Annotated in this window: 10 protein-coding genes; 8 read left to right on the forward strand and 2 right to left on the reverse strand. The window is 72.5% G+C overall.

Features of this window, described 5'->3' with window-relative positions:
• Window positions 1-55 precede the first annotated feature (55 nt).
• From ACZ7D7_RS22650 to ACZ7D7_RS22675, 6 genes are all read left to right on the forward strand, one after another.
• Window positions 56-544: a MarR family winged helix-turn-helix transcriptional regulator gene (locus ACZ7D7_RS22650; RefSeq protein WP_470826491.1), complete on the forward strand. Its 489-nt coding sequence runs from the start codon at window positions 56-58 to the stop codon at window positions 542-544.
• A complete protein-coding gene (locus tag ACZ7D7_RS22655; RefSeq protein ID WP_470826492.1) occupies window positions 541-1,839 on the forward strand; it encodes an MFS transporter in 1,299 nt (432 codons plus the stop codon). The genes ACZ7D7_RS22650 and ACZ7D7_RS22655 overlap by 4 nt, the downstream gene beginning before the upstream one ends.
• An 11-nt stretch (window positions 1,840-1,850) precedes the next feature.
• Entirely contained in the window at window positions 1,851-2,924 is a 1,074-nt protein-coding gene (locus ACZ7D7_RS22660) for a P1 family peptidase (protein WP_470826493.1), read from the forward strand.
• Window positions 2,925-3,110: 186 nt separating this feature from the next.
• Window positions 3,111-5,966 carry a lectin gene (locus tag ACZ7D7_RS22665; RefSeq protein WP_470826494.1) on the forward strand — a complete coding sequence of 952 codons (2,856 nt, stop codon included), beginning with the start codon at window positions 3,111-3,113 and terminating at the stop codon, window positions 5,964-5,966.
• Window positions 5,967-5,982: 16 nt separating this feature from the next.
• Window positions 5,983-7,740 (forward strand): lectin, encoded by a 1,758-nt coding sequence (locus ACZ7D7_RS22670; protein ID WP_470826496.1) that lies wholly within the window; start codon window positions 5,983-5,985, stop codon window positions 7,738-7,740.
• A 107-nt stretch (window positions 7,741-7,847) separates the two neighbouring features.
• A complete protein-coding gene (locus tag ACZ7D7_RS22675; RefSeq protein WP_470826497.1) occupies window positions 7,848-9,779 on the forward strand; it encodes an SMI1/KNR4 family protein in 1,932 nt (643 codons plus the stop codon).
• A 25-nt stretch (window positions 9,780-9,804) separates the two neighbouring features.
• Here ACZ7D7_RS22675 and ACZ7D7_RS22680 read toward each other — a convergent pair whose 3' ends face one another.
• Window positions 9,805-10,359 carry a DUF2690 domain-containing protein gene (locus ACZ7D7_RS22680; RefSeq protein WP_470826498.1) on the reverse strand — a complete coding sequence of 185 codons (555 nt, stop codon included), beginning with the start codon at window positions 10,357-10,359 and terminating at the stop codon, window positions 9,805-9,807.
• A gap of 168 nt (window positions 10,360-10,527) precedes the next feature.
• On the reverse strand, window positions 10,528-12,312 hold the full coding sequence (locus tag ACZ7D7_RS22685) for an ATP-binding SpoIIE family protein phosphatase (RefSeq protein WP_470826500.1): 1,785 nt from the start codon (window positions 12,310-12,312) through the stop codon (window positions 10,528-10,530).
• A gap of 175 nt (window positions 12,313-12,487) precedes the next feature.
• On the opposite strand from ACZ7D7_RS22685, the gene ACZ7D7_RS22690 reads away from it, so the two are divergent.
• Window positions 12,488-13,300, forward strand: a complete 813-nt coding sequence (locus ACZ7D7_RS22690) for an alpha/beta fold hydrolase (RefSeq protein ID WP_470826501.1) — start codon at window positions 12,488-12,490, stop codon at window positions 13,298-13,300.
• The gene (locus ACZ7D7_RS22695) at window positions 13,300-14,529 is read left to right on the forward strand and encodes a PP2C family protein-serine/threonine phosphatase (protein WP_470826503.1); all 1,230 of its coding nucleotides are present in this window, start codon (window positions 13,300-13,302) and stop codon (window positions 14,527-14,529) included. Before ACZ7D7_RS22690 ends, ACZ7D7_RS22695 begins: the two co-directional genes overlap by 1 nt.
• Window positions 14,530-14,739: the final 210 nt, after the last annotated feature.

Below are 14,739 nucleotides of genomic sequence, written 5' to 3' on the forward strand. Positions count from 1 at the left end.
CCATTCCTGGCTCAGGGCCGCCGGGCGATTGTGCAAGCGCTGTTATATTAGCGCTGTGACATCTCCTGACCCCACAGCCCTGCCCGACCCCTGGCACTCGCTGCACGAGCTGCTGGCCGCCATGGACGCCGAGATCGAACAGGTCTACGTCGAGCGCGGCATCGAGGGTGTGCGGCCTCGGTTCGCCTTTCCGCTGATCCGGCTCGCCCACACCGGGCCGCTGACCATCCGGGAGCTCGCCGCGTCCCTGGGCCGGTCGCACTCCGCGATCAGCCAGACCGTCGCCGCCATGCGCAAGGAGGGCCTGGTCACCTCCGAGCCGGGGCCCGACGCCCGCACCCGGCGGATCGACCTGACCGAGCGCGGCCGGTCGCTCGTGCCGTTCCTCGAGGCCGAGTGGCGCGCCACCCACGCGACGGTGGCCGAGCTGGACGCCGAGATCCCGTACGCCCTGACCGCCGTCGTCGCCGACCTGCGGCAGGCGCTGGAACGGCGGTCGATGCGGCAGCGCATCGTGCGGCACCTCGACGAGCCACCACGATGAGCGGGCGGCTTCGCCTGCTCGACACCCGGCCGCTTCGCCACAGCCGTGCGTTCCGCGATCTGTGGATCGGCTCCTCCGCGTCCCAACTCGGCGGGCAGACAGCCACCGTGGCGGTGCTCGCCCAGGTCTGGGACCTGACCGGCAGCCCCGTGGGAACCGGTGCCATCGGACTCGCGACCGGACTGCCGATGGTGCTCTTCGGGCTGCTCGGCGGCACGTTGGCCGACGCGGTCGACCGCCGGACCCTCGTGCGGGCCACCACCGCGGGCCAACTCCTGGCCGCCGCGGGGCTGTGCGCCCAGGCACTCGCCGGCAACCGCAGCGTCCTGCTGCTGTTCGTCCTGGTCGCCGCGGGCGCCGCCTGCAGCGCGCTCGGCGCCCCCGCCCGGCGCACCTTCCCGGTCCGGCTGCTCCCCGCCGACCAGGTCGCGGCCGGGCTCGCGCTGACCAGCGTCTCCTTCCAGGCGTCGATGCTGGCCGGCCCCGCGCTGGCCGGACTGATCATCGCCCGCTGGGACTTCCCCGCCGCCTACGCCGTACAGGCCGCGACCGTCGCGATCTCCGTGCTCGCCCTGTACCGGCTCCCGGCGATGAAGCCCGAGGGCGCCGCGGCGGCGGGCCGGGTGCGCCGGCCGGAGCGGGGCGGCCTGCGCGTCGTGCTGCGCCGCCCGACGCTCTGGGGCTCCCTGGCCACCGACCTGTCCGCCACGCTGCTCGCCATGCCCATCGCCCTCTTCCCCCTGGTCAACGACATCCGCTTCGGCGGCGACCCGCGGACCCTCGGCCTGGTCCTCTCCGCCGTCGCCGTCGGCGGCATCACCGCCGGGCTGTTCTCCGGCACCGTGACACGCGTGCGCCGCGCCGGGCTCGTGCAGCTGACCGCGGCCGGCGTCTGGGGTCTGGCGCTCGCCGGATTCGGTGTCGCCGGGCCGTTGTGGTGTGCACTCGGCTGCCTCGCCGTGGCAGGCGCCGCCGACACGGTGTCCGTCGTCACCCGCGGCGCCCTGATCCAACTGGAGACGCCGGACGCGTACCGGGGGCGGGTCTCCTCCGTGGAGCACGTCATCGGCGTCGCCGCTCCCGAACTCGGCAACTTCCGCGGCGGCCTGCTCGCCTCGGCCACCTCCGCCTCGTTCGCCCTGGTGAGCGGCGGCCTGTCCGCCGTACTGGCCGTCGCGCTGGTGGCCGCGACCAACGCGCCGCTGCGCACCTACCGCACGCCGAACCCGGTCACCCGGACAGGCGCGCGGGAGAGCGCGGACGCGGCCACGGCCGCCGGCGGCGCAGGTGCGTAAAGTCCCGCCCCATGGAATCCACCGCTCCCTCCGCCCAGGAACCGGGCAGCAGGCGGCGGGCCCGTGACCTCGGCCTCGTCGTCGGACGCGGTCCCACCGGGCCCCGCAACGCGATCACCGACGTACCGGGCGTCCGCGTCGGCCACACCACCGTCCGTCGGCCACCCGGCGTGCACAGCGGAGTCACCGCCGTCGTGCCCGACACCGTCGGGCCGCACACGCCGCTGCCCGCGGGCGTCTTCACGGGCAACGGCTACGGCAAGCTCATCGGCACGACCCAGGTCGCCGAACTCGGCGCGCTGGAGACCCCGGTGCTGCTCACCTCCACCCTGTCCGCCTTCCGCGTCGCCGACGCCCTCGTCGGGTGGATGCTCGAACGGCCCGGCTGCGAGGACGTGGTGAGTCTCAACCCCGTCGTGGGGGAGTGCAACGACGGTCACCTCTCCGACATCCGCTCCCGGCCCGTCCACGAGGAGCACGTGCGCGCCGCCCTCGACGGAGCCCGCGGCGGGCCGGTGGCCGAGGGCTGTGTCGGCGCCGGAACCGGCACGATCGCGCTGGGGTTCAAGGCCGGCATCGGGACCTCCTCACGCACACTCGACCTGGGTGGATCGCCCCGCACGGCAGGCGTTCTGGTGCAGGCGAACTTCGGCGGCACCCTGCGCGTCCTGGGCCGTACCGTCACCCCGCGCTCCCTCGGGCTCGTCACCGACGCCCCGGAGGCGGCCGCGGAGACCGGCTCCTGCATGATCGTCGTCGCCACCGATGCCCCGCTCGACGCCCGCCAGTTGACCCGCGTCGCACGCCGCGCCGTGTTCGCCCTGGCCCGCACGGGCGCGGCCTACAGCCACGGCAGCGGCGACTACGCCGTGGCCTTCGGCACGCGACCGGACATCGGCAGCCCTCTGCCCGACGCCGAACTGGGCCCCCTCTTCGAGGCGGTGCTGGACGGCGTCGAGGAGGCCGTGCTCAACTCCCTGCTCGCCGCCACGACGACCACCGGCTTCGGCGGCCGGACCGCACCGGCCCTCCCGGCGGACGCCCTGCTCACCGCCCTCGGGGCACGCCACCCACTTTGTCCTTAGTGAAGAAAAAGTAACGAGATCTTGCGTCGAAGAGGTTACGGAGCTCAACAAAGACCGCTAACTTCCTTGAAATGAGCCGGTCTTGAGCCAGTCGACCGGTCTCGACGGCGCGACGGCGCGCGCCCGCAACACCGGCAGGCCGGTGCGGCCTGCCGTGCCATCCCACCCCACAATTGGGAGACCGTTGTGCGCACGAGACCGCTCGGACACAGACGTGTCCGCATCCTCCTGACCGCCGTGGCCTGCGCCGTCGGCTGTCTGCTGCCGGTGTCCCCGGCCGCCGCCGCGCCGGACGACCCGGGCGGCACGGCCAAGGCGCTCGCCGACCCCGAGTTCCAACAGGTCACGCTCGCCAAGGGCGTTGCCGAGACGGGCGAGCCCATGACGCTGGCGGTGCTGCCGGACCGTTCGGTCCTGCACACCTCCCGCGACGGCACCCTGCGGCTGACCAACGCCGCGGGAACCACCACCGTCGCGGGCAAACTGGACGTCTACAGCCACGACGAGGAGGGCCTCCAGGGCGTCGCCGTGGACCCGGGCTTCGCGTCCAACCGGCACGTCTACCTCTACTACGCGCCCAAGCTCAGCACGCCCGGCGGTGACGCCCCGGCGGACGGGACGGCCGCCGACTTCGCCCCCTTCGACGGGGTCAACCGGCTGTCCCGGTTCGTCCTGAAGACGGACGGCACCCTGGACCTCGCCAGCGAGAAGAAGATCCTCGACGTGCCCGCGTCCCGGGGCATCTGCTGCCACGTCGGCGGGGACATCGACTTCGACGCCGCCGGCAACCTCTACCTGTCCACCGGCGACGACAGCAACCCGTTCGCCTCCGACGGCTTCACCCCGATCGACGAACGCTCCACCCGCAACCCCGCCTACGACGCCCAGCGTTCGTCGGGCAACACCAACGACCTGCGGGGCAAGGTCCTGCGGATCAAGGTGAACGCCGACGGCTCGTACGCGATCCCCGCGGGCAACCTCTTCGCGCCCGGCACCGCCAAGACGCGGCCCGAGATCTACGCGATGGGCTTCCGCAACCCGTTCCGGATGAGCGTCGACAAGGCCACCGGCATCGTCTACCTGGGCGACTACGGCCCCGACTCGGGCACAGCGAACCCCGCGCGGGGTCCGGAGGGCCAGGTCGAGTTCAACCGGATCACCAAGGCGGGCAACTTCGGCTGGCCGTACTGCACCGGCAACAACGACGCCTACACCGACTACAACTTCGCCACCGGCGCCTCCGGGGCCAAGTTCAGCTGCTCGGCGCCGAAGAACACGTCACCCAACAACACCGGACTCACCGACCTGCCGCCCGCCCAGCCGGCGTGGATCCCGTACAACGGCGGCTCGGTCCCCGAGTTCGGCGGCGGCTCCGAATCCCCCATGGGCGGCCCCGTCTACCGCTACGACGCCTCCTCCACCTCCGAGGTGAAGTTCCCGCAGGAGTACGACGGCGACTTCTTCGCGGGTGAGTTCGGCCGACGCTGGATCAAGCGCATCGAGTCCGCCGGCGACGGCACCGTGCAGTCCATCAACTCCTTCCCCTGGACCGGAACCCAGGTGATGGACATGGCCTTCGGACCGGACGGCGCCCTGTACGTCCTGGACTACGGCACCGGGTACTTCAACGGCGACGCGAACTCCGCCCTGTACCGCATCGAGCACGTCACGGGCGGCCACGCCCCGGTGGCGCAGGCCAAGGCGAGCGTGACCTCCGGCAAGGCGCCGCTGGCCGTGTCGTTCTCCTCGGCGGGCAGCTCCGACGCCGACGGCGACGCGCTCGGCTACGCCTGGACCTTCGGCGACGGCGGCACCTCCACCGCCGCCAACCCCTCCCACACGTACACGGCCAACGGCCAGTACACGGCCACGCTGAAGGTCACCGACGGCACCGGAAAGTCCGCGACCGCGTCGGTGCAGATCACGGTCGGCAACACCGCGCCCACCGTACGGCTCGACCTGCCCGTGGACGGCAGCATCCACGACTTCGGGGACGCCATCCCGTTCAAGGTGACGGTGACCGACCCCGAGGACGGCACCATCGACTGCACCAAGGTGAAGGTCACCTTCATCGTGGGCCACGACAGCCACGGACATCCGCAGACCTCCGCCACCGGCTGCACCGGCACCCTGCGGACCCTCGCGGACGGGGAGCACGACCCCAACGCCAACATCTTCGGCGTCGTCGACGCCGAGTACACGGACAAGGGCGCGAACGGCCAGCCCGCGCTCACCACGCACGACCAGCACGTCACCCAGCCCAGCCACCGCCAGGCCGAGCACTACGGCGACTCCGCCGGCGTCCAGGTCGTCAACCACACGCCCGCGCACGGCGGAAAGACCGTCGGCCACATCGAGAACGGCGACTGGATCTCCTTCAAGCCGTACGCCCTGGCCAACGCCACCAAGTTCACCGCACGGGTCTCCTCGGCGGGCGCGGGCGGCACGATCGAGGTACGCGCCGGCTCCCCGACGGGCACGCTGCTCGGCACGGCGACCGTACCGGTGACCGGCGGCTGGGAGACCTTCCAGGACGTGACCGCCACGCTCGGCGGCCAACCGGCCGGATCGACCACGCTCCACCTCGTGTTCAAGGGCGGCAGCGGCTCGCTGTTCGACGTCGACGACTTCTCCTTCACCACCACGACCGGGGGCGGAAGCACCTCGGGCGAGGTGAAGGGTGTGGGTGGCAAGTGCCTGGACGTGGACGGTGGTTCGACGGCGGACGGTACGGAGGTGCAGATCTGGGCGTGCAACGGGACGGCCGCGCAGCGGTGGTCGGTGCCCGGTGACGGGACGTTGCGGGCGCTGAGCAAGTGTCTGGACATCTCGGGCGGTGGGAGTGCCGACGGTACGCGGATCCAGTTGTGGACGTGCAACGGCACGGGTGCCCAGGTGTGGGCGGCCCAGCCGGACGGCACGGTCCGCAATCCGCAGTCCGGCAAGTGCCTCGACGCGTCGGGCGGCACCTGGGGTGACGGCACACCCGTCCACCTGTGGTCCTGCCACACCGGAGCCAACCAGAAATGGACCCTGCCGTAGAAAGGAGGCGACCGACATGCGCACCCGACTCAAAGCGGCCCTCGGCCTGTTCACCGCCGCCGTCCTCTGCCTGACCCCGCAGGCCGTGGCCCAGCCCTCGGCACAGGGCAAGGCCCCGACGACGGCTCGTGAGGCACGGGCGGCGGCCGACCCCGCGTACCGGATCCTCGTCTTCTCCAAGACGGCAGGCTTCCGGCACTCCTCGATCGACGACGGCATCGCCGCGCTGCGCGACCTCGGCTCGGCGAACAACTTCACCGTCGACGCCACCGAGGACGCCCAGACCTTCACCTCCGGCAACCTCGCCCGGTACCAGGCGGTCGTCTTCCTCTCCACCACGGGCGACGTGCTCAACGCGTCCCAGCAGACCGCCTTCGAGGGGTACATCCAGGGCGGCGGCGGATACGTCGGCATCCACGCCGCGGCCGACACGGAGTACGACTGGCCGTTCTACGCGGGACTCGCCGGCGCCCTCTTCCACTCGCACCCGGCCATCCAGTCCGCCACCGTCAAGGTGGAGGACCGGGCCCACGACGCCACCGCCCACCTCGGCGAGACCTGGCAGCGCACCGACGAGTGGTACAACTACCGCACCAACCCGCGCACCACCGCCCACGTCCTGGCCTCCCTGGACGAGTCCAGCTACTCCGGCGGGAACATGTCCGGCGACCATCCGATCGCCTGGTGCAGCGACTACCGGGGCGGGCGGGCCTTCTACACCGGCGGCGGCCACACCGACGAGTCGTACACCGAGCCGGCCTTCCGCCGGCACCTGCTCGGCGGCATCCGCTGGGCCGCCGGCCGGACCAACGCCGACTGCCGCCCCGAGACCGGCTACACCTCCCTCTTCGACGGCTCGTCCACCACAGGCTGGCGGCAGGCCGGACCGGGCGGCTTCACCCTCGCGGGCGGCACCCTCACCTCACAGGGCGGACTGGGCATGCTCTGGTACTCCGCGAAGGAGTTCACCGGCGACTACTCCCTCAAGCTCGACTGGAAGGCCGCCGGGGACGACAACTCCGGCGTCTTCCTCGGCTTCCCCGCCTCCGACGACCCCTGGTCGGCGGTGAACAACGGCTACGAGATCCAGATCGACGCCACCGACGCCGCCGACCGCACCACGGGCTCCGTCTACGGCTACAAGTCGGCCGACATCACCGCACGGGACGCCGCGCTCAACCCGCCGGGGGAGTGGAACACCTACGAACTGCGCGTCACCGGCGAGCGGCTGGAGATCTTCCTCAACGGCCGCAAGATCAACGACTTCACCAACACCGACCCGGCCCGCAGCCTGACCCAGGGCCACATCGGCATCCAGAACCACGGCGACGGCGACGAGGTCTCCTTCCGCGACATCCGCATCAAGCAGAGCGGCCCCCAGCAACCGGGCCCCCGCACGGGCGAGGTGAAGGGTGTGGGTGGCAAGTGCCTGGATGTGGACGGTGGTTCGACGGCGGACGGTACGGAGGTGCAGATCTGGGCGTGCAACGGGACGGCCGCGCAGCGGTGGTCGGTGCCCGGTGACGGGACGTTGCGGGCGCTGAGCAAGTGTCTGGACATCTCGGGCGGTGGGAGTGCCGACGGTACGCGGATCCAGTTGTGGACGTGCAACGGCACGGGTGCCCAGGTGTGGGCGGCCCAGCCGGACGGCACGGTCCGCAATCCGCAGTCCGGCAAGTGCCTCGACGCGTCGGGCGGCACCTGGGGTGACGGCACACCCGTCCACCTGTGGTCCTGCCACACCGGCCCCAACCAGAAATGGACCCTGCCCTGATGCCGCACACCGGCCGGTGAGCCCACCGGCCACCGCACGCCGCCGCCCCGCCCACCCCCGTGAGCGGGGCGGCCGCGTTGTCAGTGCCGGGTGAAACCATCACGGTCATGACTGGCGAGACTTTCAACTGGCGCGAATTCCTGGGGCGTTGGCAGGAGGAATGGGTTCCGCGCGCGGACGACGACAGCGAGGACGCCTTCGCCCCGCCGGGCCGGCCAAGGGCGGACGCGGCGGCGATCGCCGCGGCCGAGGAGCGGCTGGGACGCCGGCTGCCGCCGTCGTACCGGGAGTTCCTCGCCGTCAGCGACGGGTGGCACGTGGACCAGACGGCCGGGATCTACGAACTCGGCGGCACGACCGACATCGACTGGTTCCGTGATCCGTTCGACATGACCCCCATGTACGAGCAGAACCTGGACGACCACGCGCGCGAGGAAGACATCCTGCTGGCGGGGATGTGGCGACGCGCGCTGCGGCTGGAGACGGACTCCGACATGTCGCACGCCCTGCTCGACCCGGGCGACACCGACGCGGACGGCGAGTGGGCGCTCTACGTCCACAAGGGCTGGGGCGGCGAACCGCCGGAGCGCCACCCGTCGTTCCGCGCCTGGATGGAGGCCATGTACCGCGCCTTCCACGCCGACCGGGCGGACCGTCCCGACTTCGTGAACGCGACGACACGCGCCCAGGACGCGCGCGTGGAAGAGGCCCGCATGCTGGCCCTGAGCGGCCGGCACGAGGAGGCCCTGCGCCTGCTGGAGGAAGCGCTGTCCTTCGGGCGCCCCCGGAGCGGGGCACTGCTGAACCAGCTGCGCCAACTGTCCCGTCCCGGCGGCTCCTGCGGCTACGGCGACCTGGCGGCCGACCCGCGCTACCTGCACGAGGTGCTGCCCGTGGAGGCCCTGGAGCCGGCGCGCCACGAACACCGGTTCGGCGGGGGCGACCACTGGCTCAGGATGATGGCCGCCCGCGGGGTCGACCGCGCTGCCGCCGAGGACGCCCTGCGTACCGTGCGGGACGGCACGCATCGCTACGCGCCTCCCGGTGCGTGGGGCCGCGCCGTCGCCGAGGCCCGGGAGTCCGCCCGCTGGGGTGCGACCGACGCCGCCTGGCGGCTGCTGCGGGAGGCGCTGCCGCTGTGGGAAGCCCCCGGGCCCCTGCTGATCGCCCCGATCGGCCTGCTCGCCGACCCCGTCCTCGGACCCCTGGTCACCCCGGAGCGCGGGCGGGAGATGCTCGCGACACCGCGAGCGGGCGCGAGCGGCCCCGTTCCGGAGCCGGTGCCCGACCTCGACCCGCCGGGCCTCGCCTGGCTGACGGAGTCCGCGGCGCGCCGACGGGTGCACGACGGATACCGCTGCGTCTGGGTCGAGGGCGTCGACCCCACCGGCCTGCCCGCTCTGATCGGCGAGGAAGGCGCCGCACTGAGCGCGCCGACGGACTGCCACGCGGCGTCCTGGAGGGCCCCCAAGCCCCATGAGAGGGAAGGCGTCGAGCTCTGGGAGGACCGGGCCGTGGTCGCCGTGGGCCGTACGGACGAAGGGTGGGCCTTCGCGTGCGACGCCCACTCCCGCCGCTACCTGTCCGGCCTGGCCCAGTCCCTCGCTCCGGCCGCCTCCTCGGCAGGGCGCGCCGTCGCGGTGTGGCGCGACCCGCGGCACACGTCGGCGGACGACCGCCCCGCCGCGTTCCACCTGTCGGTGGCCGAACACGGCGAGGAGGTCTACGCGTTCACCGTGCGCGGTACGGAGATCCAGCGCTCCGGCGCGATACCCGAGGCGCTGGACCCGGAGCGGCTGTTCCACCCTGAGGACACCGAACAGGACCGGGAGCTGCGCATGGTGAAGGCGCTGCACACCGAACTCGGTCTGTCCCTGCCGCGCTTCGCGCTGACCCGGGGCAGACTCCACACGTTCACCACGCGATCCTGGTCCCGGGCCCCGCGCGACGGAGAGAGCTTCGCCTACCTGAGTTTCAGCAGGCACCGGCCCCGAAGGGCCCAGCGGCCCTCACCCGGTGCCGGGCCGAATCCGGGCTGAGTCCGGGCCGCGGCCGGGCCGCCGTTCACCGCCAGGCCGACGCCTCGGTCCCGTGGATGCAGTAGCGCTCGTAGGTTCCGGCACCCCCGGCCTTCGGGACCGCGCAGGCCGTGACCCGGAACTCGCCGTCCTTCACACTCACCATGGGAGTGAACTTGTCGTTGCCGTACTCGATCTCGGCGGAGCGCTCGGTGCCCCCGTCGACCCGCACGGTGACCAGATCACCGGGGTTGCCCTGCTGGATCCTCGCCCACACCGCACGGCAGCTCTCGCTGTAACGCAGTTGCAGGGCGGCCGGGTTGCCGACGCCGGGTTTGACGGTGCGCGCGTCGTCGCCGCACCCCTCGTTCTGCGGATTCTTCCCCTCGCAGGCTGCGCCCGGACACGTCGGCTCGTCGAGGAAGGCCTGGACGACGTGTTCCCCGAGCGGGCTCAGCACGGCGGCGGCCACGGCACCGACGACGGTCACCGCGTAGGCCAGCGTCGCCGCGTTGCTGAGCCGTCGGCGTGAGTCCGGGGGCGGTTGCGCGGCCGGTTCGGAGCCGGGCGCCGGGTCGTCGTCGGTACTGCTCGTCGTCACGGTGACCACCTTGAGGCACAGTCCTGAAGTGTCAGGATCGGGCTCCTGTTGCCCCAGGAACAAGGCGCACGACGGGAGGCAGAAACGCACGAAGTGGGCGTACGGGAGGCACGGGAGGGGGCTGAGGGGGCACGGAACGGCGGGCACCGCCCGCAGAGCGCCGGACCGTCAGGACGGCGGGCGGGCCGTGGCCGGGATGTCCTGCTCCGCCCAGACGACCTTGCCGGTGGGCGTGCGGCACGACCCCCAGCGGCGGCACAGCATGTTGATCAGCTGCAGGCCGCGCCCGCCCTCGTCGCTGAGGGTGGTGTGCTGGATCTGGGGCAGGTCGGGTCCCGTGTCCGACACCTCGACCACGAGCCGCTCGTGGCGCAGCAGACGCAGATGGCCGGGCGCCGACCCGTACCGCAGGGCGTTGCCCACCAGCTCGCTCACGACCAGCTCGGTCACGTCGGCCAGGTCCGTAAGCCCCCAGTGCTCCAGCCGTTCCCGCACGAGGCGGCGCGCCGCCCCGGCGGCCGACCCGTCGCCCGGCAGCCCCCACTCCTCGGTGTCGAGGCCCGCGACGGGTGCCGTACTGCGCGCCACGACCATGACCGCCTCGTCGAAGCGGGGCTGGGGCGGCAGACAGGCACTGATCAGACCGTCCGCGTCCAGTTCCCGGGTCCGCGGGCCGCCGACCGCGTCGAGCAGCCGCTGGAGCTGGGTGTCGATGTCGTCGCAGCGTGTCTTGATCACGCCGTCGGTGAACAGCACCAGCCTGCTGTCCGGCTCCACCGCGACGCGCGCCGCGTCGTACGGGATCACGCCGGCGCCGAGCGGCGCCCCGGCCGGCACGTCGAGGTAGCGGGCCGTGCCGTCGGCACTCACCAGCAGCGGCGGCGGATGACCGGCCCGCGCCACGGTGTACTCGCCGTCGAACGGGTCGTGCACCACGCACAGGCACGTCGCGATCTGGTCCTCCTCCAGGTCGCGGGCGGCGAGGTCCAGTCGGGCGAGGACGCGCTCCGGGGCGATGTCCAGCGCCATCAGTGTGCGCGCCACCGAACGCAGCCGCCCCATCGTGGCGGCGGCGGGCAGACCGTGCGACATCACGTCGCCGACGACGAGGGCGGTGCGCCCGCCGGGCAGCGCCACCACGTCGAACCAGTCGCCGCCCACGCCGCCCGGATCGGAGCTCGGCGCGTAGCGGGTCGAGACGTCGAGCCCGGGGGTGGCCGGGGTGGAGCGCGGCAGCAGGCTGCGCTGCAGGGTGACGACGTGGTCCCGCTCGCGGCTGTACAGGCGCGCGTTGTCGACGAAGACGGCGGCCTTGGAGGCCAGCTGCACGGCGAGGGCCAGGTCGGTGTGCGTGAACGGAGGACGGCCCGTGGAGCGGACGAAGTCCGCGAGGCCGAGCAGCACGCCGCGGGCGATCAGCGGGATCGCCATGTAGCTGTGCACCCCGGTCTTGCGCATCGCCGCCGCGGCGCTGCGGGTGACGGCGATCCGCTCGTAGTCGTCCTCGCCGATCGTGCTGATCAGGACAGGCTCGCGGGCCATGAGGCACTGCATGCCCACGAGCGTGGGGTCGCTGGTGGCGGTCTCCCCGACGGGGTCGGGCTCCAGGCTCCCGAGCTGGTCGATCTGGGCCACCGCCATGGCCCGCAGCACGGGAGGCTGCGAACCGGTCCAGCGGGCGCCCTCCTCGCCGCGCAGCACCGATTCCAGGAGGTCGACGGCGCAGCCGTCAGCGATGCGCGGTACGGCGAAGTCCGCGAACTCCTTCGCCGTCCGTTGCAGGTCCAGCGTGGTTCCGACGCTGGCGCTCGCCTCGTTCAGCAGAACCAGGTGGTCCCAGAACTCGGACTGCGGGGCGGCTCGGCCGTCGCTCCGGACGTCGTCCCGCCCGTCGGCAGGGGTGGACGTGGGGGACGCCGGCCGGCGCCGCCCAGCGCGACCGAAGTCGTTCACGTGTACGACTGCCTTCCGCTGGTGGGATCTGGCGCCACCATTGTCCCTCGCGCGAGGGGTGCCGCGACCGGAACGGCGAGAACCGCGGCCCGCGAATCGACCCGGTGGACCGCCCGCACACAGGTTTGGGTCGAGTATGTGCAGCTTTGTGGGTGAACAGTGCACTATTGCCGGTATGGACATACGCACCAGGAACCATGTGACGGTGAGTGGCCGCGAGGACGGCCCGGTGGTGATGCTGGCGCATGGCTTCGGGTGCGACCAGAACATGTGGCGGCTGGTCGTCCCGGCGCTGGAGCGGGACTTCCGGGTGGTCCGCTTCGACCACGTGGGAGCCGGCCGCTCGGACCTCTCGGCGTGGAGCGAGGAGCGGTACACCGGCCTGGACGGCTACGCCGAGGACGTACTGGAGCTGTGCCGGGACCTCGACATGGGACCCGTGACCTTCGTCGGGCACTCGGTGAGCGCCATGATCGGCGCGCTGGCCGCCGTCGCCGAGCCGGAGCGCTTCGCGGGACTGGTGCTGCTCACCCCCTCGCCCTGCTACATCGACGACCCCGCGGCCGGTTACCGGGGCGGGTTCAGCGCCGAGGACATCGACGAACTGCTGGAGTCGCTGGAGTCGAACTATCTCGGCTGGTCGGCGGCGATGGCCCCGGTCGTCATGGGCAATCCCGAGCGGCCGGAGCTGAGCGAGGAACTGACCAACAGCTTCTGCCGGACCGACCCGAAGATCGCCCGGATCTTCGCCCGCGCCACCTTCCTGTCCGACAACCGCGCCGACCTCGCCCACGTGAGCGTGCCGACCCTGGTGGCACAGTGCTCCAGCGACGCGATCGCCCCGCCGGAGGTGGGCGCCTACGTCCACGCCCGCATCGGCGGCAGTGAACTGGTCACCCTCACCGCGACGGGGCACTGCCCGCAGCTCAGCGCCCCGGAGGCGACCGCCGCGGCGATCGGCGCGTTCGCGTCCCGAGTGAGCCGGTGATGCGGGGGACCGAAGACGCGGGTGAGCCCGGCACGGAGGCGGCCGACGAGCGGGCACCGGTCTCCGCCCTGCTGGAGGACAGCGCCGAGGACCTCTACGAGAACGCGCCCTGCGGCTACCTCTCCACCCTGATGGACGGGGAAATCGCCAAGATCAACGCCACCCTGCTGGACTGGCTCGGCTACCGGCGCGAAGACCTCGTCGGACGCCGGCGCTTCACCGACCTGCTCACCGTCGGCGGCAAGCTCTACCACGAGACGCACTTCGCGCCCCTGCTGCGCATGCAGGGCGAGATCAGCGGCATCGCGCTCGAACTGAAGGCCGCGGACGGCAGCCGCCGGCCCGTCCTCGTGACCTCCACCGTCAAGACCGGCCCCGACGGCGAGCCCCTCCTGATCCGCACCACCGTCTTCGACGCCTCCGACCGCCGCGCCTACGAGACCGAGCTGCTGCGCGCCCGCCAGGAGGCCGATCGCGAACGCGAGCGCCTGCAACGCCTAGCGACCACCCTCCAGAAGACCCTGCTGCCGCCCGCGCTGGCCGACGTCCCGGGCCTCGAGGTGGCCGCGCACTACCACATCGCCTCCGTCGACGAGGTGGGCGGCGACTTCTACGACCTGTTCCCCCTGGCCGCCGGCACCTGGGGACTGTTCCTCGGCGACGTGTGCGGCAAGGGCGCCGCCGCGGCGGCCGTCACCTCGCTCGCCCGGTACACCCTGCGGGCCGCCGCCGTCTACGACCCCGACCCGGCCGTCGTCCTCGACAACCTCAACACCGTGCTCACCCACGAGTACCACGACACCGAACCCCGGTTCTGCACCGTCGCCTTCGGGGTGCTCACCCCTGACGACCAGGGCGGTTTCCGTGTCACCCTGGCCAGCGGCGGTCACCAGCCCGCACTGCTGATGCGCGCCGACGCAAGCGCCGACTACCTGCCCACCCCGGGCGGTCAGCTCATCGGCGCCCTGCCCGACGCCGACATCGCCACCGTCACCGTCCACCTCGCCCCCGGTGACACCCTGCTCCTCTACACCGACGGACTGACCGAGGCCCGCACCGACGCCTCGGGCGGCCGCTACGGTGACGACGCACTGCTGGACTTCGCCCGCTCCCTCGCCCCCACCACCGCGTCCGCGGCCGTCGCGGCCCTGAGCGACCTGCTGGACACCCTCGCCGCCGGCGTGGACGACGACACCGCCGTTCTGGCCGTGACCGTGCCGCGACCGTGAGTCAAGTGCCCTTGTGGGGCCCCCGATACGGCACGTCGGCCGGGGGAGGGGTGGTGAGGGCACACCCCGCGGGCCGGCCCCGGGGCGGGGGAGCGGGGGCGCACGGGACGGGATGCTGGTCCGACCACCGCCCGCCGCCGTAAGTCTGTGCTCCGTGGACCTGGGAACGGTGCCCGGCGCACCGCACATTGGTGGGGCAGCCCTTCGGAT

Source organism: Streptomyces sp. NPDC037054 (assembly GCF_055606745.1).

What these genes read in the sequence shown, in the direction of transcription:
- ACZ7D7_RS22655 (WP_470826492.1), top strand. Translation starts at nt 541, where the DNA reads ATGAGCGGGCGGCTTCGCCTGCTCGACACCCGGCCGCTTCGCCACAGC.
- ACZ7D7_RS22660 (WP_470826493.1), top strand. Translation starts at nt 1,851, where the DNA reads ATGGAATCCACCGCTCCCTCCGCCCAGGAACCGGGCAGCAGGCGGCGG.
- ACZ7D7_RS22670 (WP_470826496.1), top strand. Translation starts at nt 5,983, where the DNA reads ATGCGCACCCGACTCAAAGCGGCCCTCGGCCTGTTCACCGCCGCCGTC.
- ACZ7D7_RS22675 (WP_470826497.1), top strand. Translation starts at nt 7,848, where the DNA reads ATGACTGGCGAGACTTTCAACTGGCGCGAATTCCTGGGGCGTTGGCAG.
- ACZ7D7_RS22690 (WP_470826501.1), top strand. Translation starts at nt 12,488, where the DNA reads ATGGACATACGCACCAGGAACCATGTGACGGTGAGTGGCCGCGAGGAC.
- ACZ7D7_RS22695 (WP_470826503.1), top strand. Translation starts at nt 13,300, where the DNA reads ATGCGGGGGACCGAAGACGCGGGTGAGCCCGGCACGGAGGCGGCCGAC.